The organism is Salicibibacter cibi (assembly GCF_016495865.1).
GTDB classification, from domain to species: domain Bacteria; phylum Bacillota; class Bacilli; order Bacillales; family Marinococcaceae; genus Salicibibacter; species Salicibibacter cibi.
This window is the reverse complement of record NZ_CP054706.1, coordinates 1471433-1496998: the sequence shown is the minus strand read 5'-3', so window position 1 is coordinate 1496998 and position 25566 is coordinate 1471433. Positions and strand designations below refer to the sequence as shown.

Here is a 25566-nt window from a genome sequence, read left to right as displayed (position 1 = left end):
GCTAATTGCTCGGATGATCTTCCAATTCCAACGGAAGGCTTTCTCCCGTATCGTTGACAATGCGGTCCATTTGCTTCTCGACGCTCTGCAATTGGTCATGGCAACGTTTGGATAGCTTCATTCCCGTTTGATACATCTCAATTGCTTTTTCCAACGGGACATCCCCTTCTTCGAGTTGCTGGATAATATATTCAAGTTTTTTCATGTCTGCTTCAAACGTCTGCTTTTTTTCCGTTTCTTCGTTTCTTTCATCTTCCACCGGTTGCATCCCCCTTATCAGTTACAAATGTTTCGGTTCCTTTTCCGGTAACTTCTGCTTCCACATAGCCATCTTGAAAATAAATGCGCAATTCATCTGCTAAATCAACGACATCAACGGTTTTTACCAACTGCTCATCCTGGTACGTTACGGTATATCCCCGTTTTAATGTTTCCATTGGATTAAGAAGGGCCAGTTTTTCCAATAAACGTTCATAGCGGTTTGCCTTATCCGTCAGCAACCGCTGAAAATTTCCTTCCAATTGCTTCGTATCCGTTTCAAGCAGCTGCCTTTTCTGATCGAGCAGATGCGTTGGCCTTAGCAAAGCAATACGCCGGCGCTGTTCATTCACCTGTTGCCTTTGCATTTGCATGCGCGTTTGCATAGCGCGATGCAATTGGTCGAGGTTTCGATCGAGTTCTTGTTCCTTTTGTTTGAGCAGTTGTTCCGGATAACGAAACGCATAAGAATTCTTCATATAGGCCAGTTTCTCTTTTTGGGCATTAACGATTTGTTGCATGATTTGTTGTAAGCGATTTTTTTGAGTGGCAACTTTCTCTTGCCATTCGATGAGCGATGGAACAGCGATCTCGGCTGCGGCTGTCGGTGTAGCCGCCCGTATATCTGCAACAAAATCCATTAATGTAACATCCGTTTCATGGCCGACCGCGGAGATGATCGGGGTTGTTAAGGCAGAAACTGTACGGACAACCTGTTCATCGTTGAATGCCCATAAATCCTCGATTGACCCTCCTCCTCTGCCGGCAATTAAAACATCATTGCCGTCTTCGTTCGCTTGCGTTAACGCTCGAACGATACCCGGAGCTGCTTCAGGGCCTTGAACGGCGACCGGATAGAGGGAAATGGAGGCTTGCGGATACCTACGCTTTACGGTTGTGTAAATGTCGCGGATAACGGCTCCGGTCTTTGAAGTGACCACCCCAATATGAGCCGGAAAATTGGGAAGCGGCTGTTTTCTGGAGGCGTGAAACAATCCTTCCGAATCCAGTTTTCTTTTCAATTGTTCATAGGCGAGATACAATTGCCCAATCCCATCCGGTTCCATCATTCGCACATACAACTGATATTGTCCATACGGCTCATAGACAGATACATTTCCGCGAACGAGCACCTTCATCCCGCTTTCGGGCCGAAAACGCAAGGCGCGATTGTTGCCGGCGAACATGACTGCCGACACTCGCGCCTTTTCATCTTTTATCGTGAAATACATATGGCCACGGCTGTGGTGCTTAAAATTCGAGATTTCCCCCCGTAAAAAAACGTCGTTCAAAAGCGGGCTTTTGTCAATTAATCCTTTGATTTGCCTCGTCAGTTGGGTCACGGAAAGATAACGCTGATCAGGATTCATCATCGAACATCGTTCCTCGGGCAGCTTCCACGGTATTATGTAAGAGCATGGTAATCGTCATCGGACCTACACCGCCGGGGACAGGAGTAATCCACCCTGCTTTTTCATTGACTTCTTCAAATTGCACATCACCGGTCAGCTTCCCTGTGCTCTCCACACGGTTCACGCCGACGTCAATAACGGCTGCACCTTCTTTAACATGGGTTTCGCCGATCATGCCTGCGCGTCCGGCAGCAGCGATGAGAATATCCGCTTGGCTTGTATGTGACGCCAAATCTTTTGTCTTCGAATGGCAATAGGTCACCGTGGCATCTTCATTCAATAAAAGTTGCCCAACCGGTCTGCCTACGAGCTGGCTCCTGCCAACGACGACCGCACGCTTGCCTCTTAGCTCAACGCCACTAATTTCCAACATCTTCATGATGCCCAGCGGCGTGCAGGGCGTAAATGCTTTTTTCCCTGTCATTAACCGTCCGACATTGACCGGATGAAAACCATCCACATCTTTGTTTACGGCAATTCTTTCGATGACGGCATTTTCGGATATATGTTCCGGCAACGGCAGCTGCACGAGAATGCCGTGGACACTGCTGTCTTCATTGAACGCATCGATTTCGGCCATCAATTCATCCTCGCGCAATGACGAGGGATGACGCTTTACAATGGAGTCAATACCTGCTGCTTTGCAGGCCTTTTCCTTCCCTCGCACGTAGCTGTGCGAAGCAGGATCATCCCCGACCAGGATAACTGCAAGCGATGGCACCATCTTTAATTCCCGGACTTCGTCAGCTAACTCGCCTCGCAATTGTTTGGATAACTCTTTGCCGCTAATGATCTTTGCTGTCATTCTCGCTCTTTGCCTCCAATTCACGCGCGTTGCGTAAGTTCGATAACACTCCGTTGACAAATTTGCCTGCTTCATCCCCTCCAAATGCCTTCGCTGTATTAATCGCTTCATTAAGTGCTACATTTACTGGAATATCATCCCGATATTGCATTTCATAGACTGCCAGACGCATGACGGCACGATCAACATTGCCCACTCTCTCCAAAGCCCAATGTTCCAGCTGCCTTGCAATTTGTTCATCGATCTCCCGGAGCGCATCGAGGACGCCGGGAATCACGTCAAAAAGATAATCATTTGCTTCTTCCTCATCTTCCATTGAGGCTTGGAGAGCCGCTTTCCATTCGATGCCGGTCATTTCTACTTGGTACAGTGCCTGCACTACCCGTATTCGTGCCCATCTTCGGTTCATAACTTGATACCTCGACTTGTCTTCGGATCCATTAATCGGCCGTTTGTTCCAATTGCCATTGTTGTTCTTCCGGTTGTTCGAAATAGATGCCCACGACGTGTACATTAATCTTGTCCATCGCGATGGAGGTCATTGTTTCCAACGCCTGTTGAATGTTTCGTTGCACTTGGTTGGCAACGTCGGGGACAGATATTCCGTAGTAGGCAACGATCGAAACATCAATGACGACACCCTCGTCTCCGAGCTCTACCTTTACACCTTTGCCATGGTTTTTTTTCCCAAAACGTTCGGCAACACCCGTCGCCAAATTCCCGCGTAAAGCTGCAATGCCCTCCACTTCGGATGTGGCAAGCCCGGCAATCACTTCAATCACTTCCGGGGATATTTCCACTTTGCCCAGATCATTTTCCTGTTCCTCGATATCAAGCATTTGATATTCGCTCATTTTGTCTTACCCCCTTAGGATTGTTCCGCATCTTCTTTGTTTTCCTCGGCCGCCGGCTCTTCTCCTTCCTGTTCAGCTTGTTCTTCTGCTTCCCGTTCAGCTGCAAGCCTTTCCCGTTCTTCACGCAAGCGATCCATTCGATACTGGCGAAACACCGGAAACTCCGAAAGATTATCCGGGATTTTATTATTTTCCAGCAAAATAATCTTTACCATGTTTTTATTTCTGGCCATATGGTAATGATCATCGTACTCATTCTCTTTCGTGAACTTCTTAAGGTTTTCATAGTCGTCTTCCTGAATCGATACCGGGTATGGATTGTCTTCAGAGGCTTCTTCTTCATACCCAATTTCAAATTCCACAATTTGTATATGGTCATTTTTCAAATTGCGGGTTTGTTCCAAAACGGCTTTGGCGCCTTCCGTCAAATCATTCCATTCCATGTAAAAGAACCTCTCCTTACTAAGTACGGTGCGTTAATTCCTGAGGTTAGACATCGGAAGCTTAGAAGATGAGTCCTCGCTTCCCGAAAAAAAGCTTTTTCGACTGTCACAGGACGTGACACTTTTAATATGAGGGATGAATCCCCTCAGATGGAAGTTCCACTTTATATGATTGATTATAGCACGTAGCGATATTCATTTCATCCTTTGAATGTGGATTCTTGCAACGGGAAAACCGTCATAGCGAACCCTTTCACCGTGAGCGGACCGTCATTGGAAAACCTAAACTGCCAAAAAAAGGACCCGCTGGCGGATCCCGAATAAGTCAACCTGTTTCATTTTCATCAAAATGATACCCTACAGAAACCGGGCGTTCACCCAGCTCCTCGCTGGCAATCCGGTTAATTTCCACGACTTCGGTTCTGGATAGTTCTTCCGATTCAACAAGAATTCTGACTTCATCTGCTTCACTCATGACAATCACATCGTTATAGCCTTGGGATTGGATGGTTTGCTCTAGCGTATGTTCTTGATCGGCAATTGATTGAAGCCTTTCCCGCTCTTCCTGCGCTTCATTTTTTTCTTCCGTTGTTGTATCGCTTGAAGCTAACACATCCGTGTACTGTTCTCTCGTCTCGCTACGATTTTCCTCGCGTTGAATTCGCAAGGCGCTGAACCAGTCGCTGCTATCCGAGGCGTCTGCGGATACTTCTGCATCTTCGTTTGTTTCTTCTTCGGATGGAGCATCTTCATCAGCCGGCGTTTCCTCATCTTCCTCTCCCTTGGCAGGCGCTTCTTCTGTGCTTTCTTCAGATTCGCCGTCTTCCTCTCCCCCGGCAGGCGCTTCTTCCGTACTTTCTTCAGATTCGCCGTCTTCTTCCCATTCTTCTACAACGACGGCGCTGTCAGGATTTTCTTCCAAAAATTGTTCCCATAGGTCGCCTTCAAATTCTTCCAAAGACGCTTCCTCATCACTGACAAGGTCCGTTTCGTGCTCCGCCGGGCCATCCGGTGTGAAGAAGTAAACACCGAGAACCGCAACTAAACTTAGCATCGTCAACAGCCAAACCGTTTGTTTTTTCAAAACCAAATCACTCATCCTTTCTTTACTGTTTAGGCAATACAGATACGCGATGGGCAGGGACATCCAGAGTACGGGTGACAGCCTCGATCACGGATTCTTTACGATCAAGATCATCTACACCTTCGGCAACGACGAGAACCCCGGTGACGTCCGGTTTCTCCGTACGAATGAGCAAAGGTTGTTCCGAATCTCCTTCTTGGACAAGGACGAGTGTTTCTTCGTCCGTTCCTTCCTCCAACGTGCGAGTGCCACCTTCCGTATCAGTCTCGTCCGTTATTTGTTCTCGGCTGGTCGTGTCTTTTTCATACACTTTGCTTTCCGAGGCTTCCAAATTCACAACGATGTCAACGCCGGATAATCCGCTCATCGATTCGAGCGCCCCTTCCAATTGATTGGCATATGCATGCTCAAGCTCCGAAATATCTCCAAGGGGGTGCTGCTGATCATCGTTTCCCCCTGTATCATTACCTGGAACGTCCGCTTCCTCCCGCTCCTCATTCATCCCGGTTGAGGAGGAAGGGGAGCCGCCGGGCTGTTCCTCTTCATCACCTCCGCTCGTGCCCAAAAACATAAATAGGATGCCAACGACAAGCAAGCCACCTAAATAATACCAACGAAATTTACGGGGACCATCGGCGGACGGAAACCACTTGGAGAATAATGGGTTTTTTTCTTCACTCATTCAGCCTCTCCTCCTCCAGGCTGACGTCAATACGCTCTTCATCGATTTGCCATACTTCAGCAAGACGTGCACGCACCTCCTCGGTCTCACGGTCTTCTCCTCGTCGTGGGGAATCAGCAGTTTCGGTTGTACGGTCCGTGGATATTTCTTCAACAGGTTGAACGGAAACCGTTTCAGTTTCCTGCTCGTCTATTTCTCCGACAACCAAAGCTACTTCCAGCTCGGCATCAGAGGAAACTGAAATTTCTTTTATGCCAAGATCGAAATCCTCTTCCAGGACCTGTTCAGCCTCACTGTCAAGACGAGCACCTACTTGTTCTGAAATATATGCATCATGGCTGGCTTGTATTTCACTTTTCTTCTCATCAATAGCAATCTCCATTTCATCGACACCTTCCGTCACTTGAAAATCCCCCCAATCGAACCATGTCTCCGGTTCCCTGTTCAGCAAATCAAACACCGGCTGCAAAATTAAAATCATCATAATTAAACCGAGGATCAAATCCGCATACCGTTTCATCGTTGATGTAGGCAACAATAATTCAAGAATGACGGCAATGAGCAAAAAAACGATTAACGTCGTTATCCATTCATTAAAATAGGCGATTGTCCCTCACCTCACCATTAGCGACAAGTTTCCGGATGTGATAATAATTGTGATCGCGAGAAAAAACATTAAACTAACGACGGCCACGGCCGCAAACATAAACAAAACGGTTTTTGCAAATAAACTTAGACACGTTGCGAGCGGACCGCCTCCAAGTGGTTGCATAACGGCTGCGGATAATTGGAAAATAATCGCTAGGGCAAGAATTTTAAGCGCCGGAAAGGCAATAATGACAAAAAGAATCGCCAGCCCAGCAACCCCGACTGTATTTTTTAATAGCAAGGACGCTCCAATCACGGTATCGGTCGCATCCGTGAACATACGGCCGACGACCGGCACGAAGTTTCCGGCGATATATTTTGCCGTCCGCACCGTGATCCCATCGGTAACGGCTGCTGTTGCCCCCTGAACGGAAATCGCTGCCAGAAATACCGTTAAAAAAGCACCTAGTATCGCCATCGCTGCATTGCGAATAAGACCAGCCAGTTTCGATAATTGAAATTTTTCACTCATCGTGCTGATGACGCTCAAAAGTGCCGATACGAATAATAAAGGCAGAACGAGACGATCGATTAACAACCCGCTCGTATTCACGAGGACGATGATTAACGGATGAAACAGGGCAGCAGATGTTGCGGCACCGGTGATGGCCAACAGAGACAGAAGCATCGGCAACAGGGCAATCAAGAAACTCACCATGCTTTGCACGGCTTCTTGTGCGTAAGACATGGCTACATAGAAACTGTTCATTGCAATAATGATGAGCACCGTAAACGTTACACTGTAGGCAATTTTGCTGATGGCTGCATGTTCGAATGCATTTTGTAAGGCTCGCAAAACCATCGTGAAAACGGTCAATAGCAGCAAAGTGCCAAGCAACGCCAAATTCGAGGTAATTTCATGGAAAATAAAGCGAACAAAAGCTTGTCCCCAATCAGCAGGATTGAACTGCCGCTCTCCCTGAATGAAATCGCTCAATTCTCCGCGTTGGCTTTCCGGCAAAAACGACTCGTATTCCGTGCGAATATCTTCCCAGAACGTTTCGATCTCCGAGAGACCAAGCCTGTCCATCTGCTCGTCCATTTGTTCATCGAGCATTTCTTCTGCCGAAGGGACTTCTTCTTCATCTTCGATGGGCAATCCCTGTTCCAATTCGCCATCCTCTTCTGCCGATACCACGAAGGGAACACTTAACAAGATGGCGATCAAAAACAAAATTGCCCATTGCTTTTTCATATCAACCCACTCTTTCACCCCGGAATCAAGGAAATGACCGTTTCTATCAAAACGTTAAAAATGGGGATCGCCATCACAACGATCAAAACCTTCCCGGCAAGCTCTATTTTTTGTGCAATTGCGCCTTGATCCGCATCCCTGGCAATTTGCGCCCCAAATTCGGCAATGTAAGCAATTCCGATAATTTTCAGCATCGTCTCAAGGTAAACCATGTTGATGTTTGCTTCATTTGCCAATGTTTCAATCAGTTGAAATGCGGTCACGATATGATCGAGCAAAAACAGAAAAATCATTGCACCGACAAATAGCGTTAACAAAAAAGCAAATGCCGGCTTTTGCTCTTTGATGATCATTGCCAGAAATACAGAAATCAAGCCGATTCCAACGATTTGAATCATTTCTGCGGACATTGGACTACCCTATGAAAAGAAAGATGCCGCGGATTCTTTGGAACAGGTCGTCCACAATGGTAGCGACCATGTAAAGCACCACCACAAACCCGATCAACGTTACCCATTGTGCCCAGTCCTCTTTGCCCATTTGCTTTAAAACAGTGTGAATCATGGCAACGACGATGCCAATTCCGGCAATTTGAAAAATCGTGTCCACATCATATCCCACCGCATTTCCCCCCTTCGAAGCGCCCTTATGCTCAAATCATGACAATGATGGCGAGTAACCCTCCGAGAAAACCTAATGATTTCGCCATTTTTTCATATTTTCGTTGTTCTTCAATTGCTTCAAATTCCTCGGCCCGCAAATGGGCAAGTGTGAGTTGAATATATTTACGCTGCTCTTCACGTCCGTGCCGGCCAAGCGTTTGCCCGAATTGTAAAAGCGCTTCTTTTTCTTTGTGGCGTAAAGCGGTTGATGGCCAATGCCATTCAAGGCTTCGATCCCAAGCCTCCTTCACATCCGTGCTTTCTGTCTCCAAAAAGTGCGCAAAGGTGGCAAAAAACCGGGAAAGTGGCGGCTCCAGTGTCTTTTCCAGCTTTCGGGATATAACCGGGAGCGGTGTATGGCCATACATCACTTCCGCTTCTAACATTTGTAAAGCAGTCGTAAACTGGCGGATTTGTCGCGAACGTCCGGACAGCCGCCGAGACCATTCAAACCCGACAGCCGTTAGGGAAGCCAAGACGAAAAAGGCGCCGATCCACCTCACGCTCTCACCTTCCTTGGCATGATGATCTTTCCGCGTTTGTCTTCATCGAGGAGCAGCAAGCGGTCAAAAAGCGGACGACCGGACGATGTTCGAAGGAGGTGCCGGTCTTCCATATCTTCAATCGTGCGCCCATGAGCGCTGCAAATAACGGAAACTCCGGCGTTCATCGCTTCCCGCAACGCGGATTTATCGCGTTCATTTCCGATTTCATCAACGATAAGAAGGTCGGGGCTCATCGCTCTGACGAGCATCATCATTCCTTCTGCTTTCGGACAACGATCCAACACATCGGTCCGTGGCCCGAGATCATGTTGCGGTACTCCTTCGAATGCAGCTGCAATTTCCGAACGCTCATCAGCGATAGCCACTTTTCGCGGAGGAATTTGTTTTGCTTGATGGCCGTAGCTGGCTGTACGCGCAATATCCCGCAAAAGCGTTGTTTTTCCTGACTGAGGCGGCCCAACAATTAAAACATTCCGCCATTTCTCGCGAAACAACTCCGTCAAATAACGACCGGCAACGCCGTTCATCTCCCGTGTGATCCGTATATTAAAGGAACGCACATGTTTTAATGTTTTCACCATTCCTGCTTCTACGATTGTCTCTCCGCCTAGTCCTACTCGATGACCTCCGGCCAACGTGAGAAAACCATTGCGCAATTCTTCTTCAAAGGCGTATACGGAATGTTGGCTTAATTGATTCATGACAAATTCTGCATCATGCTTTGTCAGCATTTCAGCACCTATAAAATAAGCGTCATTTCGATAAACAAGTTCAGGCGGGCGGTTCACGCGCAAACGAATTTCTTCTAAATCATTCGATCGTAACGCAGCGCTAATATTTTCTTTGAATCGCTTGGGAATAAGCGCAACAATCGTTTGTTTTGAAACGATGGTGCTCTCCTTTCGCGTGTAAGGCATTTTTCGCCACCCCCATCTATCAACTTAAGGGATCATCATCGATTTCCATTAAAAACCACATGGGAGTCTGCTTGTACAATGTATGATACTAGCTCTTTATTAGAACCATCGGTTGGAGTTGTTGAGTTGTTCATCCATCACTTATCGCCTTTACCCCCTTGGCAATGGAGCACTTCTGTTGTACATGTTTATGAAAGATTAGCCGGGTTCATGCGAAAGATTCTTCATCGATCGCCGCGGTTTGTTGTGATGGTAGATGATGATATTATTTCGGTACGTGAAATTTTAAGATGCAGTTCAAGTTTCCGCTGAAAGCAGTCATAGCGAAGTGCCCATGGAGACCATATCTTCGCTTGTTCCATGCTTTCGGGCTTTATGAAGCACTAAAAGAAAGACCCCTCATCGGAGTCTTTCTTCTCGCCGGTCTAGCTACTCTGCGCTAGGCTCTTTGCGAATACTCCCCTTTGCGGGTGTCGATGAGTAGCGTCTCGCCTTCGTTGATAAACAACGGCACTTGCACGGTGTACCCTGTTTCGAGTTTTGCCGGTTTTGATCCGCCGGACACCGTATTTCCTTTAATGCCGGGCTCTGTTTCAATCACCGTCAATTCAACGGTGTTCGGGAGCTCAATGCCAAGCGTTTCGTTTTCATAGGAAATCATTTGTACTTCCATGTTGTCTTTTAAAAAATTAAGTTCATATTTGAGCTGCTCGCCAGAGAGCTCGATTTGTTCAAACGTTTCCATGTTCATGAACGCGTGGCTGTCGCCATCTGCGTACAAATATTGCATGCGGTTTTTTTCAATATGTGCCCGGTTGACTTTCTCGCCGGCCCGAAATGTTTTCTCTTGGATGTTTCCCGTACGCAAGCTACGGAGTTTGGAGCGGACAAACGCTGCTCCTTTTCCCGGTTTTACATGCTGAAAGTCAACGACGGTCCAAATATCGTTGTCGACTTCTATTGTTAAGCCGGTGCTGAAATCATTTACCGATACCATTTCTTCCTCTCCCTTTTATGACTCAATCTTTTTCAATGTTTTTTCCGCTAACGTTAAGCGTTTATTTCCATCTTCGGTAATGACGATGTCATCTTCGATCCGGACGCCTCCCTTGCCCGGGAGGTAGATTCCCGGTTCAACGGTGACGACCATCCCGGGTTCCAATTGCAAATTTCCTTTCGGCGACAAACGGGGTTCTTCGTGAACGTCCATTCCGAGACCATGGCCAAGCCCATGTCCGAAATAGCCTTCATACCCTTCGGCATAGATGTAATCTCGGGCTATTCTATCGGCTTCCGCTCCCGTCATGCCGGCTTTAATGTGTTCCAAACTTTTGAGTTGCGCCTTTAAAACCGTATCATAGACATGTTGCAATTCATCACTCGGTTCCCCAACGGCCACGGTTCGGGTAGTATCGGAACAATACCCTTCATAATAAGCGCCAAAATCCATCGTGATCATGTCGCCATTTTCGATCTGTTTGTTGCTCGCGACCCCGTGCGGGCGTGCACCGCGCTCACCGGAAGCGACGATGATGTCGAATGATGAAGATACCGCTCCGAGATTGCGCATATAAAATTCAAGTTCGTTGGCAATCTCACGTTCACGAACACCGGGCTTTATGTACGTAACAATATGGTCAAAGGCCGCATCAGCGATTTCCGCCGCTTTTTGCATCGTTTTTAATTCATCCTCATTTTTAAACAAGCGAAGATTTTCAATGATGCCGGCAACCGGAACCAGCTCCGCGTGAAATGCCTCTTGATACGTATCATATTTCTCATACGTCGTGTACGCTTTTTCAAATCCGACGGAAGTTATTTTTTGGGTTTCCAGTAGCTTATTTATTTCTTTGCTCAGCCCGTTTTCATGCTGAACGACCGTAAAACCTTCGCATTGATTTTTCGCTTGTTCCACGTAACGAAAGTCGGTGACAAAGAAAGCTTCACGGGAGGTAATTAGTGCAGCACCTGCCGTTCCCGTAAAATTCGTTATATACCTTCGGTTTGTCGGACTTTCCACCAAAAGCCCGTCAATGCCTTCCTGTTCCAATTGCATACGAACCAGCTCGAGACGGTTCATTGTTTTTCCTCCTTTTGCTAACGATCAACATCCCCCATTTTAGCATATATTTGTTAACACTGCGATTTAATTGCTACCGTACTTTCGCTCAAATTGCAACAACTCGTATTCGTAGGAAATGGAGTACCCGATAAAAAGGCCATACATAATAAATAGGCAAAGGGTCGTAACAATCGTAATTCCTTCCATTTCGAGCAGTGGGTCCAAATCAACAAATAAGGGGTTGGCAACGAAAAATACGAGGATCCATAAAATCACCCCGAAAAAAAAGCCCATCCACATTCCTTTTATACGGGCAAAAACATACCGATAGAAAAACGCAACACCGATAGACAAGAGCGTAAAAATGCCGACGGCCGTCCATTGGCCAACCATCTGATCTTCCCAATCACCCAGTGACCAAGCCATCCAAAAGAGCGAAGGGCCCACATCGGTAAAATTGAAAAAGTAAGCGACATACCAAATCGATCCCCATAATAAGCCACCGAAAAGGCCTGTAAGCAACACTTTCAATGCAAAGGACATCCCTTTAGGTTCATTGCGATTTTCGCTCATGTGATCACCTCATCGCTTAGTATGATCGTTCATCGATAGAATCATGCTTAACAATTCTTTTTGCGAAAAGATGGAGGTTGAAGGGTCTTTCATGTAAAATGGGGGGCGATACTCCTGAATAGGCTGGTGAGCGTCTTGAGTCAACAATCCCAAAAGCCTGCGTATGGCGGACAAGCAATCATCGAAGGCGTAATGTTTGCCGGTAAGCGAATTACCGTTTCCGCCATTCGCAGAAAAAATAATGCGATTGAGTATTACGAAGAACGAAAAGTTAGTCGCCCTGTACTCCAAAAGCTTAAAAAAATCCCATTTGTAAGAGGAACCGTCGCCTTAATTGAAGCCGCTTCGGTTGGCAATAAGCATCTAAATTTTGCATCCGACCGCTTGGACGTCCATCCTGATGACGATGGAGAGATCGAATCGACGGAAAAAACTTCAAAAATGGCCATGATCTTCGGCGTTGCCGCTGTAGGCGTATTTGCCTTTCTGTTTGGCAACATTCTGTTTACCGCGATCCCTGTTTTTATCGCGGAATTGTTTTCCCCTATTTTTCCGGGGCACGTAGGCCAGAACTTGCTCGAAGGTTTCTTTAAATTTCTCATTCTCGTCGGCTACATTTACCTGATTACATTTTTGCCGTTAATCAAACGTGTTTTTCAATATCACGGGGCCGAACACAAAGTGATCAACACGTATGAAGCGGGAAAACCGTTAACCGTTGAAAATGTTCAGGAACACTCCCGGCTCCATTATCGCTGTGGCAGCAGCTTCATGCTTTTCACTGTCATTATCGGTGTGATGATCTACTTGCTTATCCCTTTTGACAATATCATTGAACGGGTGGTCCATCGTCTCCTGCTTATCCCCGTTGTATTGGGCGTTTCCTATGAAGTGCTGCAAGGAACGAACAAATTGAGAAACATACCCGTATTGAAATGGCTAGGCTTGCCCGGTTTATGGTTGCAACTCTTAACGACCAAACAGCCAAAAGACGATCAAGTCGAAGTCTCTATCGCTTCGTTTGAAAAAATGCTGGAACGTGAAAAGACACTGGAAGAGGAGGAAAAGGTTGGGGGTCGTATCGTCTAATCAGCACGGAGGTGAATGTATGGCTAATGTTATCCGGAATCCGGTGATCATCGTGATTTTGGGATTGGCGGTGCTCGGGCTTATTTACCGGCTCACCACCAATCCGGGCGGTTTTTTCCTTGGTCTCGTCATTACCGCATTGATAGCCGCCGGTCTCTTTCTTTTATTAACGCGTCTGGTATTGCCGAGGCAAAGAAGCGGCATGGACAGCAATTATCGCAAGGCGTTAAAACAGAGCAAGCAACGGCAAAAACAAAAAGAATCTGCGAAAAAAAAGAACAAAAAAAAGAAAAACCATTTAAAAGTGATCGACGGCAATCGTTAGAAAACTTGGCTTTTCGCCAAGCTTTTGTGGCGAAAAGCCTTAGTCGCACTTATGCAGGTAATAAAGTTGAGACTAGTCTCGCGTGTTTCTTTATTACCCGCTCCAGCTTTTTAAATACTTTTGTGTTGCATCCCTCCCGAGTTGAATGAGTCGCTTTCGATCTTCTTTTGTGAGGGAAAAGGAAGTTGTTTTTATACGATTCACGGGGATAAAAACGACATTTTCTTGCTTATGTTTTTCAACATAACGGGCATCATGGCCTTTTTGCATCGTCTCAAACACGGAACTGTACAGTTCCAGTGCATTGTTAATCGTATTTTTCATGTCATCGGGCTCGGGATTCAACTGAAAACCAAGGAGGGGACGCTTCACCCGCTCTTCTTTCCGAAAAAGCCACATGGGAAAATTGCTTAAAATTCCGCCATCTACAATGATTGCCGCTTCCCCGTTTTTATCGAAAAGTTTTACCGGCTGGAAAAAATACGGCAAGCTACAACTCATTCGCACCGCTCGCGCGATTGGGAACGTCTCGGGAATGATCCCGTACACATGCAGATCATCAGGGATAACGAGCAATTGCCCCCTCGTTAAATCCGAAGCCACAATCCGCAGCGATTTTGACGGCAAGTCGTTAAATGTGCGAATGCCTTTCGCTGCCAATTTTTCTCCGACCCACTCTTCCAAACGATTGCCTTTATATAAACCCAGCCCCCAATAGACACCGAGCCATTTCAGCAACAACGGAAAGTGTTGCGTCCAAGGGGTCGGATCCAATAAGGTTTGCGGATTCAATTCTTCCATCATGTCGTTTAATTCCTCGCTCGTATACCCGGCCATAATTAAGCTGGCAACCAAGGCCCCGGCACTCGTGCCAGCGATACGTTTAAAGCGATAATTTCGTTTTTCGAGTTCCTCCAAAGCACCAATAAAGGCGAAACCTTTTACACCTCCACCCGCAAATACACCGTCAATGAACACGTTTCAATCACCTGCCTCTACACATCTAGCCTATGCGAACCGTCGGATTTTGCGTGTTGTCCGATGGAAACCCCAACCGTATTAAAAAAAGCTATGCCAAACGCACAAAGTCCGGCATAGCGAATTCTGAATTCATTTTAGGTGTCCCGAGTGCTTTTTTAAAGTTAAAAAAGTTCCAATCGGGCATTTACCTGCATATCCTAGAGAATATCTAAGGTAACAACAAGGGCGACTAATATTTGCAACAAGAGTTGGATGTTAAGCGCCACTTGCACATCTGTAGAAGTCACATTCACATCACGGGAATTCTCAACAATGGTCTTTTGCGATGTTCTTTGTTTGATTTTCGATGTTTGGAAGAGTTCTTGTGTGACGTCTTCAGCATCATCCGAACCGGCTAGCGAGATTCGGACCACCAATACAATCGCGGCTTGCAGAGCTGCTTGCAAATTGACGGCAGCTTGAACGTCCGTAGTGGTAACATTAACATCACAAGAATCTTTAATCAGCATAAAATCTTCCGACACTTGCACCTCTTTATTGGATTGGGGGGCCTCTTGTGTGATGCCTTCATCACCTTCTGCGGGGCACGCCATGGGATGCTTCCCCCGGTCATCGCACAACGCGCTCCATTTTTGATCATCCTGATACGGTTTTGGATCATAGCAGCTTCGGCCTCGGTGTTGCCCTAAATGGATGGACATATGATTTTCCCTCCTTTTTGAAAGTCTACTACACGATATGACACTCACCTGTCATTTGCGTGGACAGAACGCCATGTTCATTCGTTGATTTTTATTTGAAACCTTAGCAAATCGTTATGAGCCGTTGTTCTCGTCCGCTTCTTCATCCGTTACGGTTGTCGTTTGGTTTTCTAAAAAGTCGTTTACTTCTTCCTGAATGCTTTCCACAACTTCGCGAATACGCGCTTTTTCTTCCTCCGTCATATCTACGGATTCTTTTGTAATATTGCGTTTTGCCAGCACTCGTTCTACCATTACATTCATCAGCTTTTGCATATCCATACAGATCCCTCCCTCAAAATCAAGATTCTCCACAATATATGTCACCGGACCACGATTCGTTTGGGGAGATGAGGAGGGACATGGAGAAATAGGCCTCTATATCACTGTATGAATCATCGGGTTAATAACGCTGCGAATTTTTTTGAGTCAACACCATAATTAATGGCTGAAACTTTGTTGTGCCTCTGATGGGGCTCGAACCTTTTTAAAGGGACAATATATGAATAAAAGTGGTAATGAAAACTAGCTAGTGCATATTGGTGAATTTCCCCGCTCCCACCATTGCTCATCGACTTACCCCATATATCAAACAATAGATTGCCAAGACACTGTATACGTCCAAAGCGCCCTTTACAGTTATGACCACTTATTTCAGCTGTTCTGCACTAGCGGAGGGAAAAACGGAGACTCCCGTGGGAAAGCGTAGTGTTTTTCCGCAGCAGGTGAAGAGCTAATTTTTTTCAATGGTTTTTTCAATCAACTACGTTTATATGTTAAGTTTGTTATAATAAAGCACGGTCGAGTACGAAGCCACATCATTTTCCCTGGAGGTTGTCATTGATAAACAAACCACTCGTTAAACGAATATTAATCATTATTGCGCTCATCCTCGTTGGACTATTCGTCTATTTTAACCTGTCTGCCTTTATGCCGGTGATGCTCGCGTTGCTGACGGCGATGATTTTTGAACCCTTTGTTCGTTTTTTAATGAAAAAGTTAAACATTCGCAAACGCCTTCTCTCCGTTTCCATTGTTTTCACCGTTTTTCTCATCGTAAGCACTTTTTTGATCTACATCATGTTGACCTACTTAATTGAAAGTTTGATTGATTGGTCCAGGCAAATCCCGGCATACATAAATGAGATCGAACTGGTTATAGATGAGCTTATTCAAGCATTCGATCAATTCATTGCTGAGTTCCCCCAAGGACCGCAAATTGTGCGTGCGGTAGATGAATTAGCCAACAATGCGATTAACACGGCACTGAACTGGTCTACCAACTTTGTTGCCTATTTATACGAGATCATCATGTCCGTCCCGAACATGCTCATTATCGGTCTCGTCTATTTAATTACCTTGTTTTTGTTCAGCTTGGACTTGCCGAGGTTATTGGGCAATTTCTTCAATATGTTTAAAAGGGAAACCTCCGATAAACTACGTTACGTTTTTCAGCGGATGGGGAGTGTTTTTCTCGGCTGGTGGAAAGCTCAATTTATTATGAGCCTGGGGATCTTCATTCTTTCTTATCTAAGTTTGCTCTACATCGCACCCGGGCCGGCATTAATTGTTTCCCTTCTCGTTTGGCTCGTTGATATTATTCCTCTCTATGTCGGCCCTGCCTTGATATTAGTGCCATGGGGCATCTTCGCAATGATCATCGGGGATATGACGATGGGGATTCAATTAACGGTTTTGGCTATCATTTTGCTTGTCATTCGCCGTATTGTGGAACCGAAAGTACTTGGAGATTCCATCGGTCTTCATGCGCTGCCAACGATTCTTTCCATGTATTTCGGCTTTGTATTTTTCGGCGTGATGGGATTGATTCTTGGACCATTCGTGTATATGGCGTTTAAATCAGCGAAAGAATCCGGATTGTTCGAGTTGAAAATGACAGAGGAAGAAGAAAAGCGAGACCAACCCTGATGAAGGGCGTCTCGCTTTTCTTGTTTTCGACATTTATTGGTTCATTCCGGGTTTTTGTGATGTTCCTGCAATGCTTTCAATCGATTTTCATCCTCTTGAAAATACTGAACGAGATCCCCAATTCGATCAATCGAGTCCCAGCTGAGATGGTGTTCAATGCCTTCAACATCTCGGTAAATATAGCTCTCATCAACACCGATCATATGTAAAAAATCTTCGAGCAATTCGTGCCGGTAAACCAAACGTTTGCCGATTTTATTTCCTTTTGCGGTGAGTACCAAACCTCGATATTTTTCATAAACGAGGTAGCCGCTTTTATCCAGTTTTTGAACCATTTTCGTCACTGAAGATGGATGAACCTCAAGTGTGTCCGCAATATCGGAAACGCGAGCATATCCTTTTTCTTCTATTAATTGATAAATACGCTCCAAATAATCTTCCATACTGGCCGTCGCCATTTAAGCCCCTCCAAATCTGCATATCGATAGCTGTGATATATTCTATTGTACATAAATCGATGACAAGCGGCAACAAAGGGCTCGCGAATCCCTTCGAAAAAATGTTATTATAAAGGAAAACTTTCGGGAAGCGGACTTCAGAGGCCAGATGCATGATAAATCGAAGAAGCAAAGGATTGTCCGGGAAATAACTTTCGTCTGCTTTCCGGCATCCGATGTCTGGCCTCCGGAATAGCGGTTGTTTACCACCGGGAGAAAAATAAATTTCTTCACTAACGTTGGTGAGAAAGGGATGGTGTACATGGAAAAAGTCCTTTTTAATGACAAAATGATTGATCGCGAGAACGCTCTCTTTTCATTCGATGACCGTAGCATGTATTTTGGCGATGGCGTTTATGAAGTGATTCGCGTTTACAGTGGGCACCCTTATAAGTTGGAGATGCATTTGCAACGACTGCAAAGAAGTGCGGATGAATTGGACATCCCTTACTCCATTAAAGAGAAGCAAACGTTAAAAAAAAGAGTGACTGAATTAATCGATACGAATGACCTTACCCATGACGGCTATGTCTACATTCAATTGTCACGTGGGGCTGCTGCCCGTGATCACTTGTATGAGCGGCATATTGATCCGTTTATTTTTGCTTTCACAAAAGAGATGGAAACCCCTGTAAACCAACAAGAACAAGGGATAGCGGTTTATTTAACCGAAGACATCCGTTGGTTGCGTTGTGATATCAAAACCGTAAACCTGCTCGGCAATGTGTTGGCGAAACGGCAAGCAGCCGACCATGACTGCTCGGAAGCGATTCAACACCGGGGGGACACGATCACGGAAGGTTCTTCGTCCAACTTATTTATCGTCAAAGATGGACGTTTGCAAACGCATCCTGCCGACAACCTGATCTTAAATGGCATCACCCGTCAAATCGTCGCCGATTTAGCGGAAGAACAAGGGCTGCCCGTTTCATTTACCCCGTTTACAACCGCGGAATTACTCGAAGCCGATGAAGCCTTCATCACAAGCACCATTAATGAAATTACGCCAATCATAGAATGGCGAGGAACCCGACACGGGATGCTGAACATTGGTCCAATTACGGCGCAATTGCAAAAAGCGCTGCAAGCAGATATCGAAAGAACTCGAAGCGGGGAGTGATGGGCACACTGAAAAGTCCCTATCGACGGTACGTCCATTCCTCATTTTCATAACGTGATTTAGCCAGCGCCCGCACATCTTTTTCCTGTGCGGGCGTTAAGGTGTAACGGGATAAGTTAATCTCCAAACCGCGTTCAAAGCCTTTCGTAAAAGCCGATCGTATATCGTCAACGTCCAATTTTTCATTCGTTAAGTCATTGATGGGCACGGCTTTCTCCGCAAACGCTTTTTGCATTCGTCTGCGCACGCGTTCACTCGGATACAAAAAGACATCAAAAAGCTGTTCTGTATCCAAGTCGATCAAGAGGACGCCATGCTGCATAATCACGCCCTTCTGGCGCGTTTGGGCACTGCCTGAAATTTTACGCCCTTCGACAACCATCTCATACCAGGAAGGCGCATCAAAACACACGGCAGACCTCGGTTGTTTCAGTTCCTCCCGCGCGCTTTCGGATGAGGGGACCGAAAAGGAAGCATCCAATCCCAAGGCTTTAAACCCTTCCAAAAGCCCTGTCGAAATTACGCGATAGGCCTCGGTAACAGTCGCGGGCATGTACGGGTGATCTTCGGACACGATCACGCTGTACGTTAATTCCTTATCATGCAAAACGCCTCGACCGCCCGTGGGACGCCTCACCAACCCCAGTCCATGCCGCTCCACCGCTTCCAGGTCGATTTCTTTATGTATCTTTTGAAAATAGCCGATGGAAAGCGTGGCCGGATTCCATTCATAAAATCGAATCACCGGCGGAATAAGCCCCTCGCTATGCCAATGTAAAAGCATTTCATCCAAAGCCATATTATACGAAGGAGAACAAGCTCCGGAGTCGATGAACAACCATTTTTCTTTTTCCATATTGTATTCACGCCCTTCTGTTCTCTTATTAGTTTATCAAATTCAGCCGTACATAAAAAATAATAAGGATATTGTTTTGCGTCTCGGCAGTAAGTTTCTTATAATATGAAGGGGAACGAAAAGGAGGAGCAATTTAGATGGATTTTTTGGAGATCTTATCATTCATTCTTTGGGGCGGGCTCATTGTTTTCGCCGCTACAATGCTTATACGCCGTTTACGAACGCCTTCATACCTCACACCACTTACCCAAGATGAATTTATCCAAGGGTACAGAAAAGCGCAATTGATCGATGTGCGTGAACCGAAGGACTATGATGGCGGCCACATATGGGGCGCACGGAACATCCCCATGTCACAACTCAAACAGCGCCTGCAGGAAGTGCGCAAAGACCAACAAGTCTATCTTTATGACAATTCAGGCGCGAAAAGCCGCCAAGCCGCACGCATTCTAAAGAAAAAAACCGGCAACGATAACCTTCACTATTTGAAAAACGGATTTAAAAAATGGACAGGCAAAATAAAGAAAAAGAAGAAATAGAGTTTGGAAACCCTTGTTGTTTTACTTGCTAAGGGTTTCCAAATACATCATGTTAACATAATGTATTTATTGTTTATTAAAAAAGCCTGCATTTTGAAAAGAGATGGATCTAAACGCGCATCATTCCACCAATGGAGAGGTTTACATTATGTTTAGTTACGATCAGCGTTGCTTCGTGTCATTGATTTTCACCACTGACCGGACACCAATAATACGGTTAGTGACCCTTTAACCGATCCCCTCGGCTATTCGGGTGTTAATTGCCTGATTAGTGACCCTTCGAGCATGTCTTTGCCTCTGTTCGGGTGCTAATTACTCGGTTAGTGACCCTTCATCCCGGTTTTAACTGCTGTTCGGGTCCTAACCCGCAATTATACATGTAGATAAACCGCCGGCGCAGGCACCTAGCGGTAATGGATCCTCCAAAAAAGGGTGGACAATCGCGAAATTTCCCCTTCTATAACCCCTGATGAGCTTTACTTTATAATTTCCCAGAACAACACCACCCTGTATGAATGATAGCCATAAATTGTCCAAATTCCAATTCGGTTTTATCCGCTGCATCTCGATCTACTTCAATTTGCCTGCCAAAGACATGTGAAACAATTGTTGAACCAACGTTTATATATTCTCCGTCTATTTTCTGTTCAATTTCTGCTTCATTAGGAAAAAGTTTAAACTTAATCCTTATTTGAGTATTTCCCCATTGGACAACAAGCCTAAGACGTAACATAGAGTATTCCACTTTCAGATGAGCAACTTTCCTATCCTTTTCGTCATAAACTCCCCATCCCTGTTTTTTAAAAAAGCCACCGTAGTCTTGGTTAATCATATATTCTCTGCTATTCAGATAATCCTTAATCATAAAATTTACATATTTTTGTTTCTGCCTCATTTGAACTTGGTTACTAGGACTACTACCAAAATACCTCGTCATTTCTGCAGCCAAGTTAGGCCCTAAATAAACATGTGATGGAGTTGTTGGCTTTAATGCAAATGGGAATTTATAAGTGATGGACATAAAACACAGCGTCTTCCCTTCCTTTATGTAATTAAAACTAAGCACTGATAGATCACACGATCACAAAAAGAATTATACCGCTTTTTACTATAAAAATACCCTTAAGACGAACTACCCAAACTACATCCAATGGTATAAAAGCGGCACATCTTTTTTATAAACAGGATTACATTTATTCCCAATAGCCTTCGCCCATTAAAAATGTTTCCTTTAAAAAACGGCCCACCATAGGATGATGAGCCGTTTCTAACTATTGATCCAAATATGTCAATACCGGCTTTCTCGCGGCCTGTGTTTCGTCAAGCCGAGAAATAACCGTTTCATGCGGCGCCTCCAGTACAAGATCCGGATCTTCCTCTGCTTCTTTGGCAATCGCGATCATTGCGTCCGCAAACTCATCGAGCGTTTCTTTCGCTTCCGTTTCGGTAGGTTCGATCATCATACACTCTTCCACATTGAGCGGAAAATAGATCGTTGGTGGATGCATCCCGTAATCGAGCAAACGCTTGGCGATATCAAGCGCGCGCACACCCAGTTTCTTTTGCCGTTTTGCCGATAAAACAAACTCATGCTTGCAATATTGCGGGTAAGGAATATCGTAATAAGGTTCCAGCCGTTTTCTTAAATAGTTGGCATTTAAAACGGCGTCTTCAGATACTTGGCGCAGGCCGTCCGGCCCCATGGAACGGATATACGCATAGGCACGGACATTAATGCCGTAATTGCCATAGAACGGTTTAATGCGCCCAATAGACTTCGGACGGTCATAATCCCATTTATACTGCCCGTCTTCTTTCACAAGCAATGGCCGGGGCAAATATGGAACAAGTTCCGTTTTCACGCCGACGGGGCCGCTTCCCGGGCCGCCACCGCCATGCGGGCCGGTAAACGTTTTATGCAAATTCATGTGAACGACGTCAAAGCCCATGTCTCCTGCCGTTGCTTTTCCTAAAATCGCGTTGGAATTGGCACCGTCGTAATATAACTTGCCGCCCGCGCCGTGAACGATTTCAGCCATTTCCGCAATGTCTTCTTCAAAGAGTCCGAGCGTATTCGGATTCGTAAGCATTAATGCTGCTGTATCCTCACCGGTCACTTCCCGCAAATGGTCCATATCAACGAGTCCTCGTTCATCCGTCTTAACCGTCACCGGGTCAAAGCCAGCCACACTTGCCGAAGCCGGATTCGTACCGTGCGCAGAGTCCGGGACGATCACTTTCGTACGGTTAAAATCTCCGTTCGCTTCATGGAAGGAGCGAATCATCATGAGCCCGGTCCATTCCCCGTGGGCACCGGCTGCCGATTGTAACGTAACTTCTTTCATGCCGGTGATCGCAGCGAGCGACTCCTGCAACTCGTGCATTAATTGCAGTGCCCCTTGCACGTGCGATTCCGGCTGATAAGGATGAAGGTGGGCAAGGCCCGGCATCCGGGCGATCACTTCATTGATTTTCGGATTATATTTCATCGTGCAGGAACCGAGTGGATAAAAGCCGGAATCCACACCGAAATTTCGTTTTGACAGTGCCGTGTAATGGCGCATCAGCTGTAGCTCCGACACTTCCGGAAGTTCAGGTTCCGTTTTTCGCACATAATCATCCGGTAATAACGCTTCCACATCGACCTCCGGAACGTCATTTTCAGGCAACGATGCTCCGCTGCGGCCTTCTCTGCTTAATTCAAAGATGAGCGCTTGTCCTTTCCTTTTCATAAGGGATGTCACTTCCTTTCCGTCTTATTGGGTTGCCGTTTCTTTTAACGCTTCCACAAACTGATCGATTTCCGCTTTCGTGCGCAGTTCCGTCACGCAAACGAGCATGTGATGATCTTGTTCCCCATTAAAGCGACCCAAGTCCAATCCGCCGATCATTCCCTTGGAAAATAACGCTTGATTTACGTCTTTTACCGAAGAACCAACGTCGATGACAAATTCGTTAAAATGCGGACCGTCATACACGAGGCTAAAGCCGGCGGCCTGCAAAGACGTTTTTGCGTAATGGGCCTTTTGCATATTTTGCACAGCCATGTCTTTAATGCCATGTTTCCCGAATGCAGCCAAGGCTACCGACGAAGCGAGTGCGTTTAATGCTTGGTTGGAACATATATTAGAGGTGGCTTTGTCCCGTCGAATATGCTGCTCGCGTGCTTGGAGCGTTAACACATATCCGCGTTGCCCTTCTTCATCGACCGATTCACCGACAAGTCGGCCCGGCACCTTTCTCATAAAAGCTTTTTTCGTGGCAAAATAACCGCAGTGCGGACCGCCGTACTGCCCCATAATGCCAAACGGTTGGGTGTCGCCTACGACGATATCCGCTCCAAATTCACCGGGTGGAGCGAGGACACCGAGCGCAAGCGGGTTGCTTTTTACGATCAGCAACGCATCCACGGCATCTGCCGCTTCACGAAGTGCTTTCAAATCTTCGATCGTTCCGTAAAAGTTCGGATACTGCACAACAACACCGGCAACATCATCATGAAGCATATCTTTTAACGATTGGACATCTGTTTTTCCTGCATTGCTTGGGATCGTATTCAAGGTAAGCCTCGGACCGTTCACAAACGTTTGCACCACGTCTCTTGCTTCCGGATGCACGGTTTCGGAGATCAATATCGTCTGCTTTTTCATTCTCTTCTGGGTGGCGGCCATCAATGCTCCTTCGGCAAGGGCGGTGTGGCCATCGTACATCGATGAATTCGCAATTTCCATGCCGGTGAGGGTTGCAATCATGCTTTGAAACTCAAAAATCGCTTGCAATTCTCCTTGCGAAATTTCAGGTTGATACGGCGTATATGCCGTGTAAAATTCGGATCGTGAAATGACCGCGTCCACCGTCGACGGGATATGATGGTCATATACGCCGGCACCGAGAAAGGAAGGGTAATCTTTCACCGCTTCATTTTTAGAAGCCAACGATTGGAAATGCTCGACAAGTGCTCGCTCCGACAAAGCCTGTCGTATGTTCAATTCCGACCGGGAACGGACGTTGTCCGGTATATCGGAAAATAATTCGGGAACGTCACTCGCTCCCACCGTCTCCAACATTTCCCGGCGATCATTTTTTGTCATCGGTAGATAGCGATGGGTTTTTTCCATCTTGAATCCCTCCAGTTATCTTTTATCCATCTGCATCCCAACACTTATCATCGGGAATAAAACGGCGTCAGTACCACTTTGGCTCTTCGTTTGCGTTTTCGGACATCTACGATAATTTCGGTATCGTTGGAAGCATACTCCGTTTTCACGATCGCAAGACCGAGATTTTTTCCGAGCGTCGGTGACTGCGTCCCGGAAGTAACATGTCCGATTTCATTATCGTTGTCATCAAAAATGGGATAATTCGTGCGCGGAATCCCTTTGTCTATCATCTCAATGCCAACAATCTTACGAGCCGGTCCATGTTCTTTTTCTGCTGCCAGCGCTTTCTTCCCTATAAAATCAGCGTCTTTGTTTACTTTCACCGCAAAGCCGAGCTTTGCTTCCAAAGGGCTGATCGTCTCCGTAAGTTCTTGGCCGTACAACGGCAAGCGAGCCTCAAAACGAAGCGTATCCCTGGCACCTAACCCGCAAGGTTTAATGCCAACGCTTTCACCGGCGGTAAGCAACGCGTCCCAAATAGCGCCGGCATCTTTCGTCCCGCAGTAGATTTCATACCCGTCTTCCCCGGTGTAACCGCTACGGGACACGATTGCACTTCGGCCGTCAACAGCTACGTCCGTCTGAAAGCGAAACGTACCGATCGCCCCCACGTCTTCATCTGTTAATGATTGCAATACCTCAACCGCTTTCGGGCCTTGCAGCGCAAGCAACGCGTAATCATCGGAAACATCCGTCACCGTCGTACCCGCTTGCGCGTGTTGCTTGAGCCAAGCGATATCTGTCTCGCGATTGGCGGCATTGGGGATGACCATGTATTTTTCGGGTCCCATTTGATAGACGAGAAAATCGTCCACTATTCCGCCATTTTCATTGCACATCAATGAATACTGAGCTTTGCCCACTTCCAATTTGGAAGCATCGTTCGTCAAGATTGTTTGTACGGTGTTAAATGCAGATTCCCCTGCAATCAATGCCTCCCCCATATGGGAAACATCAAAAAGGCCAACCGCCTCCCGCACCGCACGGTGTTCCGCTTTGATGGAATCGTATTGGACAGGCATTTCAAAGCCTCCGAACGGAACCATCTTCGCCCCCAACGCCACATGCCTATCATAAAGAATGGTGCGCCGCTTTTCTGTCAAGTCAATCTCCCCTTTTTATATTTATTAGAAAACTTGGTCTTCACAAAGCTTTTATGACGAAAGCCTTCGTTGCACCATGCAGATAAAAAAAGACAGAACTCTCCAACGTTTATCGTTGAAAAGCTC

31 protein-coding genes are annotated in these 25566 nt (G+C 46.2%); 5 read left to right on the top strand and 26 right to left on the bottom strand.

Going from position 1 to position 25566, the window contains the following annotated elements; all coding sequences use genetic code 11:
- Position 1 precedes the first annotated feature (1 nt).
- The 17 genes from xseB to HUG20_RS07615 form a co-directional block, all read right to left on the bottom strand.
- A complete protein-coding gene (gene xseB, locus HUG20_RS07695; RefSeq protein ID WP_281392534.1) occupies positions 2 to 259 on the bottom strand; it encodes an exodeoxyribonuclease VII small subunit in 258 nt (85 codons plus the stop codon).
- The gene (gene xseA / locus HUG20_RS07690) at positions 249 to 1628 is read right to left on the bottom strand and encodes an exodeoxyribonuclease VII large subunit (protein ID WP_246476573.1); all 1380 of its coding nucleotides are present in this window, start codon (positions 1626 to 1628) and stop codon (positions 249 to 251) included. Before xseA ends, xseB begins: the two co-directional genes overlap by 11 nt.
- A complete protein-coding gene (gene folD / locus HUG20_RS07685; RefSeq protein ID WP_200089774.1) occupies positions 1618 to 2475 on the bottom strand; it encodes a bifunctional methylenetetrahydrofolate dehydrogenase/methenyltetrahydrofolate cyclohydrolase FolD in 858 nt (285 codons plus the stop codon). The genes xseA and folD overlap by 11 nt, the downstream gene beginning before the upstream one ends.
- Positions 2456 to 2884, bottom strand: coding sequence for a transcription antitermination factor NusB (nusB, locus tag HUG20_RS07680; protein ID WP_200089772.1), 429 nt, complete (start codon positions 2882 to 2884; stop codon positions 2456 to 2458). The genes folD and nusB overlap by 20 nt, the downstream gene beginning before the upstream one ends.
- Positions 2885 to 2915: 31 nt before the next feature.
- On the bottom strand, positions 2916 to 3329 hold the full coding sequence (locus HUG20_RS07675; RefSeq protein WP_200089770.1) for an Asp23/Gls24 family envelope stress response protein: 414 nt from the start codon (positions 3327 to 3329) through the stop codon (positions 2916 to 2918).
- A 14-nt stretch (positions 3330 to 3343) separates the two neighbouring features.
- Positions 3344 to 3772 carry a hypothetical protein gene (locus HUG20_RS07670; RefSeq protein ID WP_246476572.1) on the bottom strand — a complete coding sequence of 143 codons (429 nt, stop codon included), beginning with the start codon at positions 3770 to 3772 and terminating at the stop codon, positions 3344 to 3346.
- Positions 3773 to 4097: 325 nt separating this feature from the next.
- Entirely contained in the window at positions 4098 to 4862 is a 765-nt protein-coding gene (locus HUG20_RS07665) for a SpoIIIAH-like family protein (RefSeq protein WP_200089768.1), read from the bottom strand.
- Positions 4863 to 4878: 16 nt separating this feature from the next.
- The gene (spoIIIAG, locus tag HUG20_RS07660; protein ID WP_200089766.1) at positions 4879 to 5538 is read right to left on the bottom strand and encodes a stage III sporulation protein AG; all 660 of its coding nucleotides are present in this window, start codon (positions 5536 to 5538) and stop codon (positions 4879 to 4881) included.
- Positions 5531 to 6124 (bottom strand): stage III sporulation protein AF, encoded by a 594-nt coding sequence (spoIIIAF, locus tag HUG20_RS07655; RefSeq protein WP_281392561.1) that lies wholly within the window; start codon positions 6122 to 6124, stop codon positions 5531 to 5533. Before spoIIIAF ends, spoIIIAG begins: the two co-directional genes overlap by 8 nt.
- A gap of 27 nt (positions 6125 to 6151) precedes the next feature.
- The gene (gene spoIIIAE / locus HUG20_RS07650) at positions 6152 to 7381 is read right to left on the bottom strand and encodes a stage III sporulation protein AE (protein WP_200089756.1); all 1230 of its coding nucleotides are present in this window, start codon (positions 7379 to 7381) and stop codon (positions 6152 to 6154) included.
- A 14-nt stretch (positions 7382 to 7395) separates the two neighbouring features.
- Complete coding sequence (gene spoIIIAD / locus HUG20_RS07645; RefSeq protein ID WP_142086441.1) at positions 7396 to 7791, bottom strand: stage III sporulation protein AD; 396 nt, start codon at positions 7789 to 7791, stop codon at positions 7396 to 7398.
- 4 nt (positions 7792 to 7795) lie between these two features.
- Entirely contained in the window at positions 7796 to 8002 is a 207-nt protein-coding gene (gene spoIIIAC, locus HUG20_RS07640; RefSeq protein WP_114370173.1) for a stage III sporulation protein AC, read from the bottom strand.
- 31 nt (positions 8003 to 8033) lie between these two features.
- A complete protein-coding gene (gene spoIIIAB, locus HUG20_RS07635; protein ID WP_200089753.1) occupies positions 8034 to 8546 on the bottom strand; it encodes a stage III sporulation protein SpoIIIAB in 513 nt (170 codons plus the stop codon).
- A complete protein-coding gene (gene spoIIIAA / locus HUG20_RS07630; RefSeq protein WP_200089752.1) occupies positions 8543 to 9466 on the bottom strand; it encodes a stage III sporulation protein AA in 924 nt (307 codons plus the stop codon). The genes spoIIIAB and spoIIIAA overlap by 4 nt, the downstream gene beginning before the upstream one ends.
- 439 nt (positions 9467 to 9905) lie before the next feature.
- On the bottom strand, positions 9906 to 10463 hold the full coding sequence (gene efp / locus HUG20_RS07625; RefSeq protein WP_200089751.1) for an elongation factor P: 558 nt from the start codon (positions 10461 to 10463) through the stop codon (positions 9906 to 9908).
- Positions 10464 to 10478: 15 nt separating this feature from the next.
- Positions 10479 to 11546, bottom strand: a complete 1068-nt coding sequence (locus HUG20_RS07620; RefSeq protein ID WP_200089750.1) for a M24 family metallopeptidase — start codon at positions 11544 to 11546, stop codon at positions 10479 to 10481.
- Positions 11547 to 11612: 66 nt separating this feature from the next.
- On the bottom strand, positions 11613 to 12101 hold the full coding sequence (locus HUG20_RS07615) for a YqhR family membrane protein (RefSeq protein ID WP_200089749.1): 489 nt from the start codon (positions 12099 to 12101) through the stop codon (positions 11613 to 11615).
- Positions 12102 to 12236: 135 nt separating this feature from the next.
- Here HUG20_RS07615 and HUG20_RS07610 point away from each other — a divergent pair, with 135 nt between their 5' ends.
- Together HUG20_RS07610 and HUG20_RS07605 are read left to right on the top strand one after the other, a co-directional pair.
- On the top strand, positions 12237 to 13190 hold the full coding sequence (locus HUG20_RS07610; RefSeq protein WP_246476571.1) for a DUF1385 domain-containing protein: 954 nt from the start codon (positions 12237 to 12239) through the stop codon (positions 13188 to 13190).
- Between the two features lie 19 nt (positions 13191 to 13209).
- The gene (locus tag HUG20_RS07605) at positions 13210 to 13515 is read left to right on the top strand and encodes an SA1362 family protein (protein ID WP_200089747.1); all 306 of its coding nucleotides are present in this window, start codon (positions 13210 to 13212) and stop codon (positions 13513 to 13515) included.
- 93 nt (positions 13516 to 13608) lie between these two features.
- Here HUG20_RS07605 and HUG20_RS07600 read toward each other — a convergent pair whose 3' ends face one another.
- From HUG20_RS07600 to HUG20_RS07590, 3 genes are all read right to left on the bottom strand, one after another.
- On the bottom strand, positions 13609 to 14493 hold the full coding sequence (locus tag HUG20_RS07600; protein ID WP_200089745.1) for a patatin-like phospholipase family protein: 885 nt from the start codon (positions 14491 to 14493) through the stop codon (positions 13609 to 13611).
- Positions 14494 to 14693: 200 nt separating this feature from the next.
- Positions 14694 to 15197 carry a spore coat protein gene (locus HUG20_RS07595; RefSeq protein ID WP_200089743.1) on the bottom strand — a complete coding sequence of 168 codons (504 nt, stop codon included), beginning with the start codon at positions 15195 to 15197 and terminating at the stop codon, positions 14694 to 14696.
- Between the two features lie 114 nt (positions 15198 to 15311).
- A complete protein-coding gene (locus tag HUG20_RS07590) occupies positions 15312 to 15518 on the bottom strand; it encodes a hypothetical protein (protein ID WP_200089740.1) in 207 nt (68 codons plus the stop codon).
- Between the two features lie 558 nt (positions 15519 to 16076).
- On the opposite strand from HUG20_RS07590, the gene ytvI reads away from it, so the two are divergent.
- Entirely contained in the window at positions 16077 to 17165 is a 1089-nt protein-coding gene (ytvI, locus tag HUG20_RS07585) for a sporulation integral membrane protein YtvI (protein WP_246476570.1), read from the top strand.
- 41 nt (positions 17166 to 17206) lie between these two features.
- On the opposite strand, the gene mntR is transcribed toward ytvI, so the two are convergent.
- On the bottom strand, positions 17207 to 17623 hold the full coding sequence (mntR, locus tag HUG20_RS07580) for a transcriptional regulator MntR (protein ID WP_200089738.1): 417 nt from the start codon (positions 17621 to 17623) through the stop codon (positions 17207 to 17209).
- 301 nt (positions 17624 to 17924) lie between these two features.
- Between mntR and dat the strand changes: the two genes are divergently transcribed.
- A complete protein-coding gene (dat, locus tag HUG20_RS07575; RefSeq protein WP_200089735.1) occupies positions 17925 to 18782 on the top strand; it encodes a D-amino-acid transaminase in 858 nt (285 codons plus the stop codon).
- Between the two features lie 19 nt (positions 18783 to 18801).
- Here the strand turns inward: dat and HUG20_RS07570 are convergent, their stop codons facing one another.
- Positions 18802 to 19638, bottom strand: coding sequence for a lipoate--protein ligase family protein (locus tag HUG20_RS07570; protein WP_200089733.1), 837 nt, complete (start codon positions 19636 to 19638; stop codon positions 18802 to 18804).
- A gap of 137 nt (positions 19639 to 19775) precedes the next feature.
- Between HUG20_RS07570 and HUG20_RS07565 the strand changes: the two genes are divergently transcribed.
- Positions 19776 to 20177, top strand: coding sequence for a rhodanese-like domain-containing protein (locus tag HUG20_RS07565; protein WP_200089731.1), 402 nt, complete (start codon positions 19776 to 19778; stop codon positions 20175 to 20177).
- Between the two features lie 481 nt (positions 20178 to 20658).
- Here HUG20_RS07565 and HUG20_RS07560 read toward each other — a convergent pair whose 3' ends face one another.
- From HUG20_RS07560 to gcvT, 4 genes are all read right to left on the bottom strand, one after another.
- Positions 20659 to 21198, bottom strand: coding sequence for a hypothetical protein (locus HUG20_RS07560; protein WP_200089730.1), 540 nt, complete (start codon positions 21196 to 21198; stop codon positions 20659 to 20661).
- A gap of 250 nt (positions 21199 to 21448) precedes the next feature.
- Positions 21449 to 22909 (bottom strand): aminomethyl-transferring glycine dehydrogenase subunit GcvPB, encoded by a 1461-nt coding sequence (gene gcvPB, locus HUG20_RS07555; RefSeq protein ID WP_200089728.1) that lies wholly within the window; start codon positions 22907 to 22909, stop codon positions 21449 to 21451.
- A gap of 24 nt (positions 22910 to 22933) precedes the next feature.
- Entirely contained in the window at positions 22934 to 24295 is a 1362-nt protein-coding gene (gene gcvPA / locus HUG20_RS07550) for an aminomethyl-transferring glycine dehydrogenase subunit GcvPA (protein WP_200089726.1), read from the bottom strand.
- 47 nt (positions 24296 to 24342) lie between these two features.
- Positions 24343 to 25440: a glycine cleavage system aminomethyltransferase GcvT gene (gcvT, locus tag HUG20_RS07545; protein ID WP_200089724.1), complete on the bottom strand. Its 1098-nt coding sequence runs from the start codon at positions 25438 to 25440 to the stop codon at positions 24343 to 24345.
- Between the last annotated feature and the right edge of the window lie 126 nt (positions 25441 to 25566).

Excerpts from the sequence above, each read along its gene's own strand:
- xseA (WP_246476573.1), bottom strand. The coding sequence starts at position 1,628 with ATGAATCCTGATCAGCGTTATCTTTCCGTGACCCAACTGACGAGGCAA.
- folD (WP_200089774.1), bottom strand. The coding sequence starts at position 2,475 with ATGACAGCAAAGATCATTAGCGGCAAAGAGTTATCCAAACAATTGCGA.
- nusB (WP_200089772.1), bottom strand. The coding sequence starts at position 2,884 with ATGAACCGAAGATGGGCACGAATACGGGTAGTGCAGGCACTGTACCAA.
- HUG20_RS07675 (WP_200089770.1), bottom strand. The coding sequence starts at position 3,329 with ATGAGCGAATATCAAATGCTTGATATCGAGGAACAGGAAAATGATCTG.
- HUG20_RS07670 (WP_246476572.1), bottom strand. The coding sequence starts at position 3,772 with ATGGAATGGAATGATTTGACGGAAGGCGCCAAAGCCGTTTTGGAACAA.
- spoIIIAG (WP_200089766.1), bottom strand. The coding sequence starts at position 5,538 with ATGAGTGAAGAAAAAAACCCATTATTCTCCAAGTGGTTTCCGTCCGCC.
- spoIIIAE (WP_200089756.1), bottom strand. The coding sequence starts at position 7,381 with ATGAAAAAGCAATGGGCAATTTTGTTTTTGATCGCCATCTTGTTAAGT.
- spoIIIAD (WP_142086441.1), bottom strand. The coding sequence starts at position 7,791 with ATGTCCGCAGAAATGATTCAAATCGTTGGAATCGGCTTGATTTCTGTA.
- spoIIIAA (WP_200089752.1), bottom strand. The coding sequence starts at position 9,466 with ATGCCTTACACGCGAAAGGAGAGCACCATCGTTTCAAAACAAACGATT.
- efp (WP_200089751.1), bottom strand. The coding sequence starts at position 10,463 with ATGGTATCGGTAAATGATTTCAGCACCGGCTTAACAATAGAAGTCGAC.
- HUG20_RS07620 (WP_200089750.1), bottom strand. The coding sequence starts at position 11,546 with ATGAACCGTCTCGAGCTGGTTCGTATGCAATTGGAACAGGAAGGCATT.
- HUG20_RS07615 (WP_200089749.1), bottom strand. The coding sequence starts at position 12,101 with ATGAGCGAAAATCGCAATGAACCTAAAGGGATGTCCTTTGCATTGAAA.
- HUG20_RS07605 (WP_200089747.1), top strand. The coding sequence starts at position 13,210 with ATGGCTAATGTTATCCGGAATCCGGTGATCATCGTGATTTTGGGATTG.
- HUG20_RS07595 (WP_200089743.1), bottom strand. The coding sequence starts at position 15,197 with ATGTCCATCCATTTAGGGCAACACCGAGGCCGAAGCTGCTATGATCCA.
- HUG20_RS07590 (WP_200089740.1), bottom strand. The coding sequence starts at position 15,518 with ATGGATATGCAAAAGCTGATGAATGTAATGGTAGAACGAGTGCTGGCA.
- mntR (WP_200089738.1), bottom strand. The coding sequence starts at position 17,623 with ATGGCGACGGCCAGTATGGAAGATTATTTGGAGCGTATTTATCAATTA.
- dat (WP_200089735.1), top strand. The coding sequence starts at position 17,925 with ATGGAAAAAGTCCTTTTTAATGACAAAATGATTGATCGCGAGAACGCT.
- HUG20_RS07570 (WP_200089733.1), bottom strand. The coding sequence starts at position 19,638 with ATGGAAAAAGAAAAATGGTTGTTCATCGACTCCGGAGCTTGTTCTCCT.
- HUG20_RS07565 (WP_200089731.1), top strand. The coding sequence starts at position 19,776 with ATGGATTTTTTGGAGATCTTATCATTCATTCTTTGGGGCGGGCTCATT.
- HUG20_RS07560 (WP_200089730.1), bottom strand. The coding sequence starts at position 21,198 with ATGTCCATCACTTATAAATTCCCATTTGCATTAAAGCCAACAACTCCA.
- gcvPB (WP_200089728.1), bottom strand. The coding sequence starts at position 22,909 with ATGAAAAGGAAAGGACAAGCGCTCATCTTTGAATTAAGCAGAGAAGGC.
- gcvPA (WP_200089726.1), bottom strand. The coding sequence starts at position 24,295 with ATGGAAAAAACCCATCGCTATCTACCGATGACAAAAAATGATCGCCGG.